Here is an 18,111-nt window from a genome sequence, read left to right as displayed (position 1 = left end):
CATTACCATGCACCCGCATCACCAGGACAAGGCCACGCTGCTCGAACGCCTGATTTTCAACAACCGCCCTGTGGTCATCGCCCTGTGCGTGCTGGTGAGCATTTTCCTGTTCTGGCAGGCCACGCAGATTCGCCCGTCCACCAGCTTCGAGAAGATGATCCCGCTGCAACACCCGTTCATCGAGCAGATGATGGAACACCGCAACGACCTGGCCAACCTCGGCAACACCGTGCGCATCTCGGTCGAGGCAGTGAACGGCGACATCTTCGACAAGGACTACATGGAGACCCTGCGCCAGGTCCATGACGAGGTGTTCTACATCCCGGGTGTCGACCGTGCCGGGCTCAAATCGCTGTGGAGCCCCAGCGTGCGCTGGAGTGAGGTCACCGAAGAGGGCTTTTCCGGTGGCGAGGTAATCCCCAACACCTACAACGGTTCGCAGGACAGCCTCGACACCCTGCGCGACAACGTGCTCAAGTCGGGCCAGGTAGGGCGGCTGGTGGGCAACAACTTCAAGTCCAGCATCGTCGATGTGCCGCTGCTGGAGAGCTACCCCGACCCGCAAGATCCAGGCAAGCAGGTGAAGCTGGACTACCAGCAGTTCTCGCACCTGCTGGAAGAAAAGATCCGTGACAAGTTCCAGGCCCAGAACCCCAACGTGAAGGTACACATCGTCGGCTTCGCCAAGAAGGTTGGCGACCTGATCGACGGCCTGGTGATGGTGGCAATGTTCTTCGGCGTCGCTCTGGTGATCACGTGGGTGCTGTTGTACTGGTTCACCTGGTGCATCCGCAGCACCATCGCCGTGCTCATCACTACCCTGGTGGCAGTGGTCTGGCAGCTGGGGTTGATGCATGCGGTGGGCTTTGGCCTGGACCCGTACTCGATGCTGGTGCCGTTCCTGATCTTCGCCATCGGGATTTCCCACGGGGTGCAGAAGATCAATGGCATCGCCTTGCAGTCGAGTGACGCGGATAACGCCCTTACGGCGGCGCGTCGCACCTTCCGCCAGCTGTTCCTGCCGGGCATGATCGCCATCCTCGCCGACGCCGTAGGCTTCATCACCCTGCTGATCATCGACATTGGCGTGATCCGCGAGCTGGCCATCGGCGCCTCCATCGGCGTGGCGGTGATCGTGTTCACCAACCTGATCCTGCTGCCGGTGGCCATTTCCTACGTTGGCATCAGCAAGAAGGCCATCGAGCGCAGCAAGAAGGACGCCACCCGCGAACACCCGTTCTGGCGGCTGCTGTCGAACTTTGCCAGTGCCAAGGTGGCGCCGGTGTCGGTGGTGCTGGCGCTGGTCGCCTTTGCCGGTGGCCTGTGGTACAGCCAGAACCTGAAAATCGGCGACCTTGACCAGGGCGCGCCAGAGCTGCGCCCCGATTCGCGCTACAACCAGGACAACAGCTTCATCATCAGCAACTACTCCACCAGCTCCGACGTGCTGGTGATCATGGTCAAGACTCCACCGGAGCAGTGCTCAATCCACTCGACCATGGCACCGATCGACGAGCTGATGTGGACCATGCAGAACACCCCGGGCGTGCAGTCGGCGATTTCCCTGGTGACCGTGTCCAAGCAGGTGATCAAGGGCATGAACGAGGGCAGCCTGAAATGGGAGACCCTGTCGCGTAACCCGGACATCCTCAACAACTCCATTGCCCGTGCCGACGGCCTGTACAACGGCGACTGCTCGCTGGCGCCGGTGCTGGTGTTCCTCAACGATCACAAGGCCGAGACCCTGGAGCGGGTCACTGCCGTGGCCAAGGCGTTTGCCGACAGCCACAACAAGGAAGGCCTGCAGTTCCTGCTGGCGGCGGGTAACGCCGGGATCGAGGCGGCGACCAACGAAGTGATCAAGTCGGCCGAGCTGACCATCCTGATTCTGGTGTACATCTGCGTGGCGGTGATGTGCCTGATCACCTTCCGCTCGTTCGCGGCCACCCTGTGCATCGTGCTGCCACTGGTGCTGACCTCGGTGCTGGGCAACGCGCTGATGGCCTACATGGGCATCGGGGTGAAGGTGGCGACCTTGCCGGTGGTGGCGCTGGGCGTGGGCATTGGCGTGGACTACGGCATCTACATCTACAGCCGCCTGGAAAGCTTCTTGCGGGCCGGCCTGCCGTTGCAGGAAGCCTATTACCAGACCCTGCGCTCGACCGGTAAAGCCGTGTTGTTCACCGGCCTGTGCCTGGCCATTGGCGTGTGCACCTGGATCTTCTCGGCGATCAAGTTCCAGGCCGACATGGGGTTGATGCTGACCTTCATGTTGTTGTGGAACATGTTTGGTGCGTTGTGGTTGCTGCCGGCGCTGGCGCGGTTCCTGATCAAACCGGAGAAGATGGTGGGCAAGGAGGGTGGGTCGATTTTCGCCCATTGAATAGTTGGGGGCCGCTTGGCGGCCCCAAGCTATAATGCCGGTTCATTTCAAATTGGTACCCCCATGTCCCCCCTCGCCACCGCCCTGCAAACCTGCGACATGCTCCTGATCGACGGCCTGCACGCCTTCGACTTCACCGCTGATGAGTCCGGCCTCACCGTCGAATGTATGGATGGTCGCCAACTGCGCCGCTGGTCCTTCACTCCCGAGCAAGTCGCCGCCGCCATCGCCACGGGTGATGAATGGCAACTCAACGATGCCGATGGCGAGCATCGTCTAGTCTGTATGAGTGCCTTTCGTGCCCCGGACGACGACCAAGATGAACCGGATGTGGACGAGCCTGCTGACCGCTAGCCTGATGAGCCTGACACTCCATGCCCACGCCGCTACCTTGCTGGTGGGCAGCTACACCGATGGCGCCAGCCAGGGCATCTACCGTTATCAGTTCGACGACAAGGCCGGCCATATCGACCCCACACCCCTGCAAGTGGTGAAAAGCGTCAGCCCTTCGTGGCTGGTGCTGTCGGCTGACCAGCGCCAGCTGTTCGCGGTAAATGAAACCCCGCAGGGGCATGCCAGCAGTTTCAGCATCAGCACCAAAGGCGAAATCAAACCACTTAACCAAGTGGCCAGCCAGGGCGACGAGCCAACCCACGCCAGCCTCAGCCGCGACCAGCGCTTCCTGTTCGTGGCCAATTACGCGGTCAACCCCGACCCCGGGGGCAGCCTGGTGGTGATCCCGGTGGCCAAGGACGGCAAGCTCAAGCCCGTGGTGCAACAGACCCGGCACAAGCCGAGCGGGGTCAACCCGGAGCGACAGGCCGGTGCCCATGTGCATTCGCTGGTGCTGTCGCCGGACGGCCGGCACCTGTACGCCAGCGACCTGGGTGCCGACAAGGTGTTCATCTACCGCTACGACGGCGCCAGCGCGGACCACCCGCTGACCCCGGCGATACCCGCGTCGGTGGCGTTGCCGCCGGGCAGTGGGCCGCGTCACCTGCTGTTTGACGCCAAGGGCCTGCACGCCTATCTCACCCTGGAAATGAGTGCCGAGGTGGTGGTGTTCGATGTGCAGGATGGCAACCTGGTGGAACGCCAGCGCCTGCCACTGACCGAACGTCACGAGGCAGCAGCGAAGGCGGCGGGTGCTTTGCACTTGTCGGCAGACGGGCGCTTCTTGTACGTGAGCAACCGTGGCACGGCCAACGAGGTCGTTGCGTTCAGCGTGGGCAAGCAGGACGGCCAGCTGGCCTTCCTGCAGCGGCGCTCGGTGGAGGGCGATCACCCACGTGAGTTTGCCCTGGACCCGAGTGACAACTTCCTGCTGGTGGCCAACCAGAAGAGCAACCAGATCGTGGTCATACGCCGCGATCCGCGCAGCGGCAAGCTGCTGGAGACGGTGCAGACACTGAAACAGGATGCCCCATCGGACCTGAAGTTCATCGAGTGATATCGATCGGCATGATAATCGATACTGCCGCAATGAATTTTTGCGTTCGGCCTTGGCGGCGTAAGTTTGACCCAAGGCCCAAACGGGCCACCGTCAAACCACCGCCGTCGAGGTCAGCCCAGATGAACTTCAATCTCTTCCCGGTCATTGCCGCATCCGCCATTTCCGCTTCGGTCGTACTGCCGACCCATGCCCATGCCGACAGCAGCGGCAAGGCTGCTGCCACCCACAGCTACACCGAGCAGTACCTGCGCCAGAGCGCGAACTTCCATGCGGCCCTTAGCGGCAAGCAGCATCACTGAGTCAAGCCTGACTCGATCCGATCACTTGGCCATTATCGATTTGAAGAGTTCCGAAGCCAACCACCCCTCCAGCCAGCTCCGCACCCGCGGATAAGCCGCCTCGGCGAACCACTGTGGTTCGACCCCGGCAAACTGGCGCATCAGGGGCAGTAACGCAGCATCGGCAAGGCTCGGGTGATCAGCCAGCAGGTAAGGCCGGCCTTCAAGCAGGCCTTCGAGCTCCGCCAGCCAGGCCTCGGCCTGCTGGCGGTAATGCTCGCGGGAATACTCCGGGTAACGCTCGGCATACTTGTACAGGTTCACCTGCGCCTTGAACGTGCTGTCGTTACGCGCAATCAGCCCGTCAGCCACCTGCGCCGCCGCAGGGTCTGCCTGCAAGCGCCAGTCCTGCGGGTCGTTTTGCGCCAGCGCCCAGCGCATGATGTCCAGGCTCTCTTCCAGCACCCCGGCACCGGTATCCAGCACCGGCACCGTGCCCTTGGGCGACAAGGCCAGCAGCTCTGCCGGCTTGTTCTTCATCGCCACCTCGCAGATGTCTACCTCACAGCCGGCATAGCGCAGGGCCAGGCGCGCACGCATGGCCCACGGGCAGCGGCGGAACGAGTAGAGGATCACCCGCACACCTCCACGTCGCTCAGGCCATTGCCTTGGCGCCGCACCTGGATCTGTACCGGAATGCGCTCGTGCATTTCCTGCACATGAGAGATCACTGCCACCTTGCGGCCTTGGGCCTGCAGGCCGTCGAGCGCATCCATCGCCAGTTGCAGCGACTCGGGGTCCAGGCTGCCGAAGCCTTCGTCGATGAACAACGACTCGATGCGCAGGGTGCTGGAGGCCATCGATGCCAGGCCCAAGGCCAGGGCCAGCGACACCAGGAAGGTTTCCCCGCCCGACAGCGAATGCACCGAGCGCAGCTCATCGCCCATCTCGGTGTCCAGCACCAGCAGGCCGAGGGCGCTGCCGCCACGCTTGAGGCGGTAACGGCGGGCCAGTTGACGCAGTTGGGCGTTGGCGTGGTGCAGCAGCAAGTCGAGGTTGTAGCCTTGGGCGATCTTGCGGAACACATCGCCCGAGGCCGAACCGATCAACGCGTTCAGGCGGGCCCAGCGTTGCCACTGCTGGTGAGCCTGTTCGATTTCGGCCGCCAGTGCCTGATGGGCCTGCTGGCGACGTTGGTCGTCAGCCTGCTGGGCGCGCAGTTCGGCGCACTGCTGTTCGTGGTTGGCCAGGCGTTCGCGCAGCTCGGTCAGGGCTTGCTCCAGAGCTTCGGCCGAAGTGTCCACGGTCATCTGCGCGGCGTGCTGTTGCAGGCGTTGCTCACGTTCCTGCAGCAGTACGCGGCCTTGTTCGATGGCCTTTTCCGCGCCTTGCAGGCGTTGGCGCAACTCATGGACGTACGCGTCATCCATGGCCAGCAGGCGATCCAGCCCGTCATCATCCAGCTCCGGGTGCTCGCTGCGCCACTGGCTGATCTGGCCCTGTAGCTGCTGGCACTCGGTGTTCAGTGCCTGTTGCTGCTGGATGTTGGCTTTGAGTTCGCTGGCCAGCTGCACGCCCTGGGTGCGCAGCGCTTGCAGGCGTTGGGCGGTGTCGGCGTCGAGGGCGCGGGCCTGTTCCAGCGTGGTGTCCATGTGCTGCTGCCAGGCTTCGGCACTGGTGTGCTCGCCAAGCAGTTCGCCGAGGGAGGCCTGGGCCTGCTGGCGTTGCTCGTCGAGGGCGGCCAGCTTCTGCTGCAACTGCTGCTGGCCTTGTATACGTGCCTGTTGCTGGTCGCGCAGCTTGTCCAGTTGGGCCTGACGGGCTTGCTGTTCCTCCAGCTCGTCCTTGCGTTGTTCCAGGTGTTGCAGGCGCTGGGCGATCTGCTGGTCCAGGGCAAGGAAGGCATTGGCCGGGTCGTCGTTCAAGGCCTTGACGGCTTCTTCGGGCAATACGCCGGCCAGGTCGTCGAGGCCTTGCTGCAGTTGCTGCTCGTCGTTGGCCAGGGCCTGGTGCTGTTGCTCCAGGTGGCGCTGGGCTTGCTGTTGCGCTTCGTGGGCGGCCTGCAGTTGCTGATTGAGGCGGGCTGCATCTTTTTGCAGGGCGAGCAGGGCGCTCTGACGCTTCTCGTCCCGGCCGATTTCTTCGTCCAGGCGTCGCAACTGGCTGTCGAGCCAGGTGCTGCGGGCCTTGTCGTCTTGCGGGGCGAGGGCAGGCCACAGGCTATGTGCCTGCACTTCGGCCACCTGGGCGTGCAGTTGTTCGCCCAGGTGCAGTTGTTGCTGCTGATAGTCTTTGAGCTGGGCGTTGACCACACCCAACTGGGTGCGCAGCTCCACCAGTTTGCTGTTGAGGGTTTCCACCTGCTTCTGCGCGGCGTCTACCTCAGCCTGGTCGTGACGTCCCAGGCTTTGCAGCAGCGCTTCGGGTTGATGAAACGGGTGCTCGGCGCTGCCGCATACCGGGCAGGGTTCGCCATCGCGCAATTGGCCGCGCAATTCTTCAACGCTGGTATTGCGCGCCAGACGCTGGCGCTCCAGCAGCTGACGGGTGAGGTCAAGTGCCTGTTCGGCGGTTTCCAGCTCGGCCTTGGCGGCGGTGCCTTCGGTAATCAGTTGCTGGCGCTGCTGCATGGCTTGCTGTTGCCGCTCGCGCACGGCATCCAGCTGCTGGCGCAGCTCCATTTCGCGGCCATGCAGGCGCGACAGTTGTTCAATGGCGCGTTGCTGCTTGCGGTTGTCCTGCAGCATGCCGCCCAGCAGGTCGATCTGTTCCGCCAGGGCGTGCGGTTCGGCCTTGGCTTCGCGGAACAGCAGGTCGTAGGTGTCGCGTTCGGCCTGCAAGTGCGCATTGGCCTGGCTGGCCAGGGCTTGCAGGCCAGGCAGTTCCTCACGGCCCTTGGCCAGACGGCCGCCAATCAGCATCACCTGCTTCAGTTGCGGCAGGTAGGCATGCCAGGCATCGGCCAGGCCCGCCAAGTGCTGGCTGTCGGCGAGCGCGGTGTCGATCTGGGCCAGTTGCTGCACGCTGCGTTGCTGGTTGTGCTCCAGCTGCTGCAACTGTTGCTGGCCGTCGGCGACGTGCTGTGCGGCCTGTTCGCTGCTGCTGCGCTGCGCGGCCAGCTCCTGGTCCAGGCGGGCCAGGTTGTCCTGTGCGGCAAAGGCCTGGCGCAGGCGCGGGGCGTTTTCACCGTGCCGTGCCTGGTTGTCGGCCAGCGCTTGGCGGACATTGTCCAGTGCCTGTTCAAGTTCACGGGTACGCAGTTGCAACTCAGTTTGTTGCTGTTGCTGTTCAGCGATCGTCGCTGCGACTGGCGCCAGTTGAGCGGTCAGCGTTTGCTGGCGATGGAACTGGTGACGCTGCGGCGCCAAACGCTCCAGGCGAACGAGGTCCAGGCGAGGTTCGGCCAGTTGCTGCCAGTCCTGCTCGGCGGCCTGCAGCGCGGTGCCGGCTTCGGCGTACTGGGCCTGCAGCTGGCGTTGTTCATTCAGCCAGTTGCGTTGCTGCTCCAGCTGGCGCTCGTCGGCCTGGTCGGCCTTGAACTGCTGCTGGGCTTGCGCCAAGCGCTGGTCTAGCTCGGCGCGTGCTTCGGCGGCCATTGGCAGCAGGTGGCTGGCGCGGTCCTTCAGGGCGTTGTGGGCTTCACCGGCTTCACGGGCCTTGCTAAAGGCGCGTTGGCCCAAGCGGGTGTAGATGGCGGTGTTGGTGAGCTTTTCCAGCAGTTCGCTGCGCTCTCTGTCGTCAGCCTTGAGGAAGGCGCCAAACTCGCTCTGGGCCAGCATCACGGCGCGGGTGAACTGCTCGAAGTTCAGGCCGAGGCGGGCTTCGATCAGTTGCTTGTACTCGTTCTTGGCGCTTGCCAGCACTTGCTCGCTGTCCAGGTCATAGAAACTCTGGCGGCTAAGCTGAAGTTTGCCGTTGGCTTTGTCGCGGGCGCGGTTGGCTTCCCAGCGGGCGCGGTAGCGGCGGCCATCGATGCCGACGAAATCGACCTCGGCAAAGCCACTGCCGGTGCCACGGCGCAGCAGGTTGCGCGGGTCAGACGTGGGAATTTCGCCCTCAGCGTCCGGCACCTTGGCCTCGCGGCCGATGTCATTGAGCCGTGGCACGGTGCCGAACAGCGCCAGGCACAGGGCATCGAGCAGGGTGCTTTTGCCAGCCCCGGTCGGCCCGGTGATGGCGAACAGGCCGGCACTGGCCAAGGGTTCTGCGGTGAAATCGATGTCTATCGGGCCGGCTAGCGATGCCAGGTTTTTCAGGCGGATGGCGAGAATCTTCATGGCTGCTCTTCTTCCTGCTGCACGTCCTGCAACAGCAGGGCAAAGTCGGCCAGGGCCTGTTCGTCGGCGGGGTTGCCGTAGGCCTGTTCCCAGGCTCGGCTGAACAGGTCTTGCGGGGTCATTTGGGCCAGTTCGACAAAGGCCAGGTCATCGTCTTCGGCGTTGGTGCGGCCGGCGTATTCGGCGCTGATGCGGATCAGCCGCACGGCTTTGCCTTCCAGGGCGGTTTCGATCTGCTGGCGCAAGTCGGGTTGCGGCTCGTCCAGTACCACCCGCACCTCCAGCCAGGGCTGACGGTTGGGGTCTTCGAGCAGGTCGACTACCGGCAAGTCAGCCAGTTGCTGCAGCAGTTCGCCCAACGGTGCCGGGCCAACCCGTTGCAGGGCCACGGCGCGCGGTACCGGCCGCGGCTCGACGCTGACCAGGTCGCTACCGTCCAGCTCCACTTCCAGCACTTGGTGCGGGTAGTTGATTTCAGCGAACGACAGCGGGATCGGCGAGCCGCTGTAGCGGATACGTTCTTCGCGGTTGACCTTCTGCGGCTTGTGCAGGTGGCCCAAGGCAACGTAGCTGATGGCCTTGTCGAACAGCTTGGCCGGCAGCGCCTCGGCGTTGCCGATGATCAGGCTGCGCTCGGAGTCCTCCGACACCGCGCCACCGGCCATGTGCGCATGGCTGATGGCAATCAGCGCCTGGTCTTTCTTGCGCTTTTTTTGCGCGGCGGCGATCAGTTGCTGATGTACCTGAGTAATGCCTTGCAGGTAGTCGTCACCCAGGTGCGGGCCAGTCACTTCGGCCGGGCGCAGGAAGGGCAGGGCCAGGCACCAGGCGGCGACCTTGCCACGGCCATTGGTCAGTGGAATCAACAGGCGCTCGGCATCCAGCTGGCCTTCGTCCAGCCAATGCACACGGCCCAGCGCATGGGTACGCAGGCGGCGCATCAACGCGGCGGGCAACTCGATGCGCGAGCCCGAGTCGTGGTTGCCGGCGATCATCACGATATCCAGCTTGGGCTGCTGCTCGTGGGCCTGGACGATGAAGTCGTAGAGGCGTTCCTGGGCTTTGACCGGCGGGTTGACCGTGTCGAAGATATCGCCGGCGATCAGCAGCGCATCGGGCTGGCGCAGGCGCAGTTGGCCGAGCAACCAGTCGAGGAAGCAGGCGTGTTCGAAGTCGCGTTCCTGGCCGTGCAGGCTTTGGCCCAGGTGCCAGTCGGAGGTATGAAACAGACGCATGGATGACCTGTTGGTGTCGAGTCGGGCAAGCGGGGAAAGGGCGGTATGGTAACCCAAGCGCGGGGCAGCTGTGGGCTCGGGTTTACCCGCAAAGAGGCCGGCTCAGGCAGCCCATTACTTGGGATAAAGCGGCGGCAACCCGCCATTCTCCCCGGCCGGCAACAACACTTGCTCGGCCGGAGGGATGGTGCCGATTGCCCGCCACAATTCCTCACCCTGCCAATACTGGCCACTCTCGCTGTACAGCGCCCCGTTCAACCCGTCCAGCGCATCCGACAACGGCACGAAGCGCGCCGCCATTTCGGCCAATGTCTCCGGCTGCTGCCGGGCCCAGGCGTCCAGTGCCTGACGCGTGGCCTGAGGGTCGTTGGCCTGGCAGGCGCGCTTGAGGTCGTCCAGCAGGGTGCGTGGGCTTGGCCCGTTCTGCGCGGCGCGCAGCACCGCCGGTTGTGAGCGGGCGCGCCACCACAGGGCGAAGCCCAGCACGGTGGTGAGGGCGAACACCAAGGTGGCCAGCTGCCAGGGCCACAGCAGGGTACTGGCGCTGCTGTTGTCACCTACCGGGGTGTCGGCGCCCAATGCCGGGTTATCCTGCACGTTCAGGGTGCGCGCTGGCAGGCTGGTGTGCTCCAGGTGGTCTTCGCGGGTGTTCCACCAGGCCACTTCCAGCGCCGGCAGGGCCAGCGTGCCGGCGTGGGTGGGCACCAAGGCTTCGCGCTCTTCGCGGTTGGCGGTCATGCCACGGTCGCTGATTTCGTTGCGTAGCAGCGGCTGGTCGGGGTAGCGGCGCAAACCGGTGATTTCGGTGGCCGGCAGTGGCGGCAGCTGGGTGCTGGACAAACCTTCGGCACGCAAGGTGATGTTACGGGTCAGCGAGTCGCCAATCTGTACCTGCTGGTTGCCGGGGTCGGGGTTCCAGTGTTCTTCCAGCGTCAGGCTGCGCGCCGGCAACCAAGGTACGCCGGCGGGCCAGGCGGCCGGAATGGGGCGCACGGTCAGGCGCAGCGGCAGTGAACTCACCTGCACCTGGTGGCCGGCGCGGGCCGTGGCATTGGCCTGCGCGCTTTCGTCGCTGCTGGCAGCGGCCGTGGCGGTGAAGGTCAACGGCGGGATGTCGAGGGTGCCGCTTTGCTGGGCATACACGGCATAGCGGGTTTCGATCACGCCGTGGCGTACGCCGTTGATTTCCTTTTCATAGGTGCGCGATTCGCCCAGCGGCTCGACCTTGGCGTTATCCAGTTGCAACGGGCTCAGGCTGCTGTCGTCATACAGCGCTACCGAGTGGTAGATGCGCAGGGTCAGCATGGCCTGGGCCTGGACATAGACGTCGGTGCTGTCGAGGGTTGCCTCGATGAATACCTGAGAGGCGCTGTCGGGCCGGCTGGCATCAGCCTGCAGCACTTGCAGCTCGATGGGCTGGCTGTGCGACTGGCCCAGTTGCAGCTCAGGAATGCGCAGGCTGCCGCTGCGCCGTGGCAGCAGGGTAATGATCCAGCGGGTGCTGGCGCGGGTTTCGCCATCGAGGGTGTGCAGGCTGTTCAGCTGGCGCGTGCCGCGTACCTCGAAGTCACCTTCCAGGGCGCGCAGGTCGGGTTTGCCGAACTGGGTCACGTCCTGGCTTTCCAGGGTCAGTTCCAGGCTTTCGCCAGCTTCCAGGCGGGTACGGTCGACGCTGGCTTGCAGCAGCGGTTCGGCCTGGGCCAGCACGGCCCACAGCAGGGTGAGAAGCAAGACGCCGAAGCGACTCATCGTGGGGTTTCCTGATGCAATTGCTGTTCATACCAGAATTTGCGCCGCAGCAGCTCCGCCGGGTTGTCGGGGATCTCCCGCAGCCATTGTTCCAGGGCCTGGCGTTGCTCGGCATCGAGATTTGTCGATACCGGGCGCTGGGGCGGCTGGATCACGCTGTCGTCACTGCCCGCCTGGTTACCGGGCGTGGCCTGGCTGTTGTTGCTGCCTTCGCCGGGTTGTTCGGCGCTGGCTTGTTCGTTGTTGCCGGGCGTGCCTTGGGCCGGGCTGCTGGCCGAGCTGCTGTTGCCCTCGGTTTCGCTGCCAGGTGTGCCTTGGTCGTCGCTGCTGGCCGGTTGTTCCTCGGCTTTGGCCTCGCGCTGTTGCAACAGTTGTTGCACCAGCGCCTGGTTGTCCAGCGCCGCTTGCAGGTCGGGCTGGCGCTCCAGGGCTTGCTCGTAGGCGTCCAGGGCGGCCTCCAGTTCACCGCTGCGGGCCAGGGCATTGCCTCGATTGTAGTGGGCAGCTGCCGTGTCGCCCTGAGAAAACGCTTCGGCGGCACCGGCATAGTCGCCGGCCTGGTACAGCGCCATGCCGCGCCACTGTGGGTCCTGGAAGTGACGCGCGGCGCTGGCCGGGCGGTTTTGTTCCAGCAGGCGCCGGCCTTGCTGGTCGGGGCGCAGCCACAGGTCGTTGAACTCGAAGGCCTGGCTGGGCTGCGGCAAGGCCAGCAGCAGCGGCAGGCAGAACAGCCAGCCTCGCCGGCCGGCGCAGGCTGCCAGCAGCAACAGCGGGATCAGCAGCCAGTAGCCTTGGTCTGCCCAGCTGTCCAGTTGCAGGGTCTGGCCGTCATTGCGCGCGGTACGCGGGTTGTCGAACAGGCCCAGGCCGCGCAGGTCGAGGTCGTCGATGCGGGCATGCCGGTAGCGCCCGCCGGTACCGCTGATGAAACCCTTGAGACTGGCGCTTTCCAGACGTGGCAAGAGGATGCCACCTTGGTTGTCTTTCAGGAATTCGCCGTTGGCCTGGCGCACCGGGGCACCTTCGCGGCTGCCGATGCCCAGCATCAACAGGCTGGGGCCTTGGCGGCCGAGGGCCTGGCTGATGCCCTGGCGCTCCGGCGCACTGAGCGACGAGCCGATCAGCAGCAGACGGCCTTGGCCCAAACCACTCTGGGCGAGCAGCGCCAGGCCCTTTTGCACGGCCAGGTCGGCGCGTTGACCCGCTTGCGGCATGATCGACGGGTCGATGGCCTCCAGCAGGTTGCGGGTGGTGGCCAGGTCATCGGACAGCGGCACCAGCGTGTGTGCCGAACCGGCATACACCACCAGCGCCGTCTGGCTGTCGCGCCGGTGTTCGAGCAGGTCGAGGATTTTGCGCCGAGCCTGCTCCAGGCGGTTGGGCGGGCTGTCTTCGGCAAGCATCTGCGGGGTCAGCTCCAGCAGGATCACCAGCGGGTCGGCCGGGCGTTGGCGGTTTTCTTCGACGCGTTGCCAGCTGGGCCCGAGCAGGGCCAGGATCACCAGCGCCCAGGCCAGGCCCAGCGCCACCCATGGCAGTTTGCTGGTGCTGCCGCTACCGCCGCCCAGCAAGACGCCATGGAACGCCGGCGGCAGAATCATCTGCCAGCGCCCGGCGCGTTTGCGCCGGTGCCACAGCTTGTACAACAGCCAGCCGAGCAGGGGCACGGCCAGCAGCCAGAGCGGCCGTAGCCATTGGGGCCACAGGTCGATCATCGCCGCCTCCTTAAACGCAGGCGCTTCAGGCGCTGGCGCCATTCCGGGTGCGGTTGCAGAAAGCGCGGCTTGCGCAGCAGGCGTTGCAGCAGGTTGTCGGGCCATTGCACGGCCACCACCAGCAGCACGCTAAGCAGTAGCGCCAGCGCCAGGGGCCAGGCGTACAGGGCCTGGGCCGTGCGTGCCTGGGTCGGTTGCTGGGCCACCGGTTCCAGCTGGTCGAGGGTGTCGCCGATGGCGACCAGTTCGGCGCCGTCATGGGCGCGGAAGTAGGCGCCGTGGGTGATGTCGGCAATCTCCTTGAGCGCGGCTTCGTCCAGGTCCAGGCTCGGGTTGAGGCCCAGCAGGCCAGGGGTGCCACTGGCTTCGGGGTTGGCGCCGATGCCGATGGTGTAGATGCGCACGCCTTCCTGGGCCGCCAGGCGGGCGGCGGTCAGTGGGTGGATCTGCCCACCGTTGTTGGCACCGTCGGTGATCAGCACCAGCACCCGGCTTTGTGCCGGGCGCTGGCGCAGGCGTTTGACTGCCAGGCCAATGGCGTCGCCGATGGCGGTGTTTTTACCGGCGATGCCGATTTGTGCTTCGTCGAGGAAGGTGCGCACGGTGCGCCGGTCAAAGGTGAGCGGCGCCTGCAGGTAGGCCTGGCTGCCGAACAGGATCAGGCCCACGCGGTCACCTTCGCGGTCCTGCAGAAAGTCGCCCATCAGCGCCTTGACCAGGTCGAGGCGGCTGATGTCTTCGTTCTTCCACTGCATGTCGGGGAAGTCCATCGACCCGGACACGTCAACCGCCACCAGCAGGTCGCGGCCGCTGGCGGCCACCGGCACCGGATCGCCCAGCCACTGCGGGCGGGCAGCTGCGCACAGCAGCAACAGCCAGATGACCACGAACGGTGCCTGCTGGCGCCAGGTCGGCAGGTTGAGCCGCGCGCGTCGCCCGGCCAGGCCTTCCAGTTCGTTGAGGAAGCCCACCTTGAGCACCGGCTCGCCGCTGTCGGCTGCAGGCAGCAGCAGGCGTGCCAGCCATGGCAGCGGTAACAGGGCGAAGACCCACGGCCAGGCCAGTTCAAACATGCTTGCGGATCCAGGTTTCCACGGCCTGGCTGAGCCCGGCGATGGCTTTGTCGTCGAGCTTGCACTCGGGTTTGTAGGCGCCTTCGACCAGCACCATCCAGCGGGTCAGGCCGGCGGCCGGGCAGCGGTTGTCGAGAAACGCCAGCCATTGGCGGCCGTTGAGGGTGTGGCTGTTGGCACCGGGGTAGTGGTTGCGGCACAGGCGCTTGAGCAGGGCGTTGATCTGTTGCAGCCAGGCGCCGGCCGGTGCGCCATCGTAGGGGCGTGGCAGGAGGGCCAGCTCGGCCAGGGCGGCCACGCGCACCGGGTCGAGCGGTTGCTCGGCACGCACGATGCGGCGTTTGCCCGGGCGCCAGCGGCGCAGCCGCCACAGGCCCCAGCCCAGCAGCGGCAGTAGCGCCAGCAACAGCCACCAGCCCGGTGCCGGTGGCCATAAACCGATGGGTGCCGGGTCGATCAGCGGGTGCAACTGGTCGAGAGGGTTCATGACGCGCTCCGTGGCCGCTGTGCGTTCAGGTATTCGCGCAGTTGCTCGATCATTTCGCTTTGCGTGCTCAGTGGCATCAGGACCACGCGCAGCTTCTGTGCCATCAGTTCCCAGCGCTCGATGCGGGCTTCGGCCTGCTGGCGGTAGGCCTGGCGGAGGTTGGCATCGAGGGTGTCGAGCTCCAGCTGGGCGCTGCGCTGGGCGAAGCGCAGCAGGCCGGCGGCCGGCAGGGCATGGTCGAGTGGATCGGACACGGGTAGCAACAGCAGGTCGCAATGGCGAGAAAGCATGGCCAGGTGCTGTTCCACCTGGGCGCTAAGCGAGCGTTCATCGCAAATCACGATGGCCAGGCTGCCGGGGCGCAGCACTTCGCGGGCGCGGCGCAGGGCCAGGCCTAGGCTGTCGGCCCCGGGCGTGGCTTCGGTGTGCAGTGCCTGGTTGACCTTGGCCAGGCGGTTGAGCAGTTGCAGCAGGCTTTGCTTGCTGCGCCGAGGTTTGATTTCGTGGTGTTCGTTATCGCCGAACACCAAACCACCAATGCGGTCGTTGTGGCCGAGCGCGGCCCAACCGAACAGGGCAGCGGCCTGGGCTGCCAACACTGACTTGAACATCAGCCCCGAGCCGAAAAACAGCCGCTGGCTTTGCTCGACGAGGATGAAGATCGGCCGCTCGCGCTCTTCGTGGAACAGCTTGGTGTGCGGCTCCTGGGTGCGCGCGGTCACCCGCCAGTCGATATTGCGCACATCGTCGCCGGCCTGGTACACGCGCACCTGGTCGAAGTCCACCCCGCGCCCGCGCAGCTTGGAATGGTGCAGGCCCACCAGCGGGCTGCGCTGGCCGGGCTTGGAAAACAGCTGGATTTCGCGCACGCGGTGACGCATGTCGATCAGCTCGGCAAGGCCGATGCGGATACCGGGCTCGGCCAGCTGCGCGGTGGGCATGGGCTCAGGCAACGGCGACGACGTCGAGGATGCGCTGGACCACGCGGTCCTGGTCGATCCCCGCCGCCTCGGCCTCGAACGAGAGGATGATGCGGTGGCGCAGCACGTCGAACAGCACCGCCTGGATGTCTTCGGGGCTGACGAAGTCGCGCCCGGCCAGCCAGGCGTGGGCACGCGCGCAGCGGTCCAGCGAGATGGAGCCGCGCGGGCTGGCGCCGTAGGCGATCCAGTCGGCCAGCTCGGCGTCGAACTTGGCCGGGGTGCGGGTGGCCATGACCAGCTGCACCAGGTATTCCTCTACCGCGTCGGCCATGTACAGGCCAAGGATTTCCTTGCGCGCGGCGAAGATGGCCTGCTGGCTGACCCGGCGCTCGGGCTTGGTCTCGCCGCCCAGGGCTTCGCCACGGGCTTGCGCCAGGATGCGCCGCTCCACCGCCGCGTCGGGGAAGCCGATTTTTACATGCATCAGGAACCGGTCGAGCTGGGCTTCGGGCAGCGGGTAGGTGCCTTCCTGCTCGATGGGGTTCTGCGTGGCCATGACCAGGAACAGCGGCGACAGGTCGTAGGTGCTGCGGCCCACGCTGACCTGGCGCTCGGCCATGGCTTCGAGCAGTGCCGATTGCACCTTGGCCGGGGCGCGGTTGATTTCGTCGGCCAGCACTAGGTTGTGGAAGATCGGCCCCTGCTGGAATACGAAGCTGCCGGTTTCCGGGCGATAGATTTCGGTGCCGGTGATGTCGGCCGGGAGCAGGTCGGGGGTGAACTGGATGCGATGGAACTGCGCTTCGATGCCTTCGGCAAGTTCTTTGATGGCCTTGGTTTTGGCCAGGCCCGGTGCGCCTTCCACCAGCATGTGGCCGTCGGCCAGCAGCACGATCAACAGCCGCTCGACCAGTTTCTCCTGGCCTAGGATCTGGGAAGAAAGAAAGGTGCGCAGCGCGATCAGCGCTTCACGGTGTTCCATCGGCGACGGTTCCTGGTGTGGGGCCTGAGGCGGCTGACGGTAGCGGCCCTGGCAAGGGCTGATACTTTAATCTATCCGGGGGGGCGGCGACCAATGGCGGCGGGTAAATTTATCGTTACGGGGCTCGCCGGTACAGAAATGTCCCAGGTAAGGCTGGCCATTGTCTGATGGTCGGTGAAGGCGTGCTGGCGCCTGCTTGTGCTTTTCAGGCAAGCAGAAGGCACGATGATGAAAATGAGCAGCGGTAGCACGCCAATCCCCACACCTGCCACCCTGCGTGTTGGCGTGTTTTTCGATGGCACCGGTAACAACCTGCACAATGCCATGGCCGTGGATGAACCGCGCGGCAGCTATGGCAATGCCCTGAGCAATGTGGCCCTGTTGCATGCCCTGTATCCGGCGGGTGAGGCTGATGCCGATGGCACCCTGGTGTTTCTGAAACGCTACGTGGAAGGCGTGGGTACCCTGGCAGGTGAGGCGGACCATACCTATGCCGCGGCCACCGGTCGTGGGCGCACGGGGGTTGAGGCGAGGGTCGCCGAGGCTTTGCAGGGGATGGCCGAACAACTGCGTGGCTGGTGCCGGGCGCATCCGCAGGCAGCCGTGGCGCGGGTCGAGTTCGACCTGTTCGGTTTCAGCCGCGGGGCGGCGGCGGCACGGCATCTGGCCAATCTGCTACAGGATGGCGCGGGTGGGTTGTTGCCGATAGCGTGCGACACTTCCATCAACTTTATCGGCCTGTTCGACACCGTGGCAGCGATCATCGCGCCGTTGCAGGGCGACTTCGATCCCGCCGATAGCCGCCAGGGCGGCCTGCGCCTTGGCCTCAGGGCAGGCATTGCCCGGCAGGTGGTGCAACTGGTGGCGGGGGATGAGCAGCGGCATAACTTTCCGCTGGTGGGCAGTGGTCACGACATTGTGTTGCCGGGGGTGCATTCGAATATCGGGGGCGGTTACCCGGAAACCATGCTGGAGCAGGTGCTGCTGTGCAAGCCGCAGTCCCAGCGTGTACCGGTGGGCATGCGTGCCGAGCAAAGCCGTGTGCACGCCACGGTAAGCGCCTTGTTGGCGTCGGCGTATCCCGATAGCCGCGAGCCCAGGCCGCAGGTCGTGAGCTGGGAGGCGCCCCTTGCCGGTGGCCGGCCAGATGAAGCGCAAAAGCAGGTGTATGCGGCGTTGTACCGTGAACGGGAAGTGGCGGGGCAGTTGTCCCGGGTGTACTTGAGCGTGATGCGAGCGCTGGCGGTGCGGGCTGGCGTGCCATTTGCGCCGTTGGGCGAGCAGCCTGAGCACAGGCTGCCGGAGGATTTGCTGGAGATCAGCCGCAAGTTGCATGCGTTTGCCTTGGGAGAAACGGACCAGCCGGGGTTGAGCGAGGCTGAACAGCGGCTGCTGTGCGAGAAGTATGTGCATGCCTCGGCGAACTGGAATGCGCTGAAGGGCTTGCGCAACAGCGTGCTGGATGTGTTGTTCGTCAATCGGCCGGCCGCAGGCGGGCGCGTGGTACATGCCAACCCGGCATCCTGAACGACCCAAATGACAGGCCCAGGCCGCAC

The 18,111-nt window shown here is 65.2% G+C and carries 14 protein-coding genes; 5 read left to right on the top strand and 9 right to left on the bottom strand.

Going from position 1 to position 18,111, the window contains the following annotated elements:
* Window positions 1–7 precede the first annotated feature (7 nt).
* The 4 genes from B9A31_RS08300 to B9A31_RS08285 all read left to right on the top strand — a co-directional run bounded on the left by B9A31_RS08300 (window position 8) and on the right by B9A31_RS08285 (window position 4,135).
* A complete protein-coding gene (locus B9A31_RS08300; RefSeq protein WP_027615857.1) occupies window positions 8–2,383 on the top strand; it encodes an efflux RND transporter permease subunit in 2,376 nt (791 codons plus the stop codon).
* A 63-nt stretch (window positions 2,384–2,446) separates the two neighbouring features.
* Complete coding sequence (locus B9A31_RS08295) at window positions 2,447–2,737, top strand: DUF5629 family protein (protein WP_084296872.1); 291 nt, start codon at window positions 2,447–2,449, stop codon at window positions 2,735–2,737.
* The gene (locus tag B9A31_RS08290; RefSeq protein ID WP_084296871.1) at window positions 2,703–3,833 is read left to right on the top strand and encodes a lactonase family protein; all 1,131 of its coding nucleotides are present in this window, start codon (window positions 2,703–2,705) and stop codon (window positions 3,831–3,833) included. The genes B9A31_RS08295 and B9A31_RS08290 overlap by 35 nt, the downstream gene beginning before the upstream one ends.
* A 122-nt stretch (window positions 3,834–3,955) precedes the next feature.
* Complete coding sequence (locus tag B9A31_RS08285; protein WP_019098170.1) at window positions 3,956–4,135, top strand: hypothetical protein; 180 nt, start codon at window positions 3,956–3,958, stop codon at window positions 4,133–4,135.
* 21 nt (window positions 4,136–4,156) lie between these two features.
* Here the strand turns inward: B9A31_RS08285 and B9A31_RS08280 are convergent, their stop codons facing one another.
* The 9 genes from B9A31_RS08280 to B9A31_RS08240 all read right to left on the bottom strand — a co-directional run bounded on the left by B9A31_RS08280 (window position 4,157) and on the right by B9A31_RS08240 (window position 16,555).
* A complete protein-coding gene (locus tag B9A31_RS08280) occupies window positions 4,157–4,750 on the bottom strand; it encodes a glutathione S-transferase (RefSeq protein WP_025754922.1) in 594 nt (197 codons plus the stop codon).
* On the bottom strand, window positions 4,747–8,391 hold the full coding sequence (locus B9A31_RS08275) for an AAA family ATPase (protein ID WP_027615853.1): 3,645 nt from the start codon (window positions 8,389–8,391) through the stop codon (window positions 4,747–4,749). Before B9A31_RS08275 ends, B9A31_RS08280 begins: the two co-directional genes overlap by 4 nt.
* Complete coding sequence (locus B9A31_RS08270) at window positions 8,388–9,626, bottom strand: exonuclease SbcCD subunit D C-terminal domain-containing protein (protein ID WP_019098168.1); 1,239 nt, start codon at window positions 9,624–9,626, stop codon at window positions 8,388–8,390. Before B9A31_RS08270 ends, B9A31_RS08275 begins: the two co-directional genes overlap by 4 nt.
* A gap of 114 nt (window positions 9,627–9,740) precedes the next feature.
* Window positions 9,741–11,375, bottom strand: a complete 1,635-nt coding sequence (locus tag B9A31_RS08265; RefSeq protein WP_027615852.1) for a BatD family protein — start codon at window positions 11,373–11,375, stop codon at window positions 9,741–9,743.
* Window positions 11,372–13,090: a tetratricopeptide repeat protein gene (locus B9A31_RS08260; protein WP_025754924.1), complete on the bottom strand. Its 1,719-nt coding sequence runs from the start codon at window positions 13,088–13,090 to the stop codon at window positions 11,372–11,374. Before B9A31_RS08260 ends, B9A31_RS08265 begins: the two co-directional genes overlap by 4 nt.
* Complete coding sequence (locus B9A31_RS08255) at window positions 13,087–14,163, bottom strand: vWA domain-containing protein (RefSeq protein WP_016714821.1); 1,077 nt, start codon at window positions 14,161–14,163, stop codon at window positions 13,087–13,089. Before B9A31_RS08255 ends, B9A31_RS08260 begins: the two co-directional genes overlap by 4 nt.
* The gene (locus B9A31_RS08250; RefSeq protein ID WP_016714822.1) at window positions 14,156–14,650 is read right to left on the bottom strand and encodes a DUF4381 domain-containing protein; all 495 of its coding nucleotides are present in this window, start codon (window positions 14,648–14,650) and stop codon (window positions 14,156–14,158) included. Before B9A31_RS08250 ends, B9A31_RS08255 begins: the two co-directional genes overlap by 8 nt.
* Complete coding sequence (locus tag B9A31_RS08245; RefSeq protein WP_016714823.1) at window positions 14,647–15,591, bottom strand: DUF58 domain-containing protein; 945 nt, start codon at window positions 15,589–15,591, stop codon at window positions 14,647–14,649. Before B9A31_RS08245 ends, B9A31_RS08250 begins: the two co-directional genes overlap by 4 nt.
* A 4-nt stretch (window positions 15,592–15,595) precedes the next feature.
* Window positions 15,596–16,555, bottom strand: coding sequence for an AAA family ATPase (locus B9A31_RS08240; RefSeq protein WP_016714824.1), 960 nt, complete (start codon window positions 16,553–16,555; stop codon window positions 15,596–15,598).
* Between the two features lie 225 nt (window positions 16,556–16,780).
* Here B9A31_RS08240 and B9A31_RS08235 point away from each other — a divergent pair, with 225 nt between their 5' ends.
* Window positions 16,781–18,082: a phospholipase effector Tle1 domain-containing protein gene (locus tag B9A31_RS08235; RefSeq protein ID WP_084296870.1), complete on the top strand. Its 1,302-nt coding sequence runs from the start codon at window positions 16,781–16,783 to the stop codon at window positions 18,080–18,082.
* The last annotated feature ends 29 nt before the right edge of the window (window positions 18,083–18,111 follow it).

The organism is Pseudomonas sp. URIL14HWK12:I5 (assembly GCF_900176445.1).
Classification (GTDB): domain Bacteria; phylum Pseudomonadota; class Gammaproteobacteria; order Pseudomonadales; family Pseudomonadaceae; genus Aquipseudomonas; species Aquipseudomonas monteilii.
Note: the sequence above shows the minus strand (reverse complement) of the source record. Positions and strands in the feature narration are given on the sequence as shown.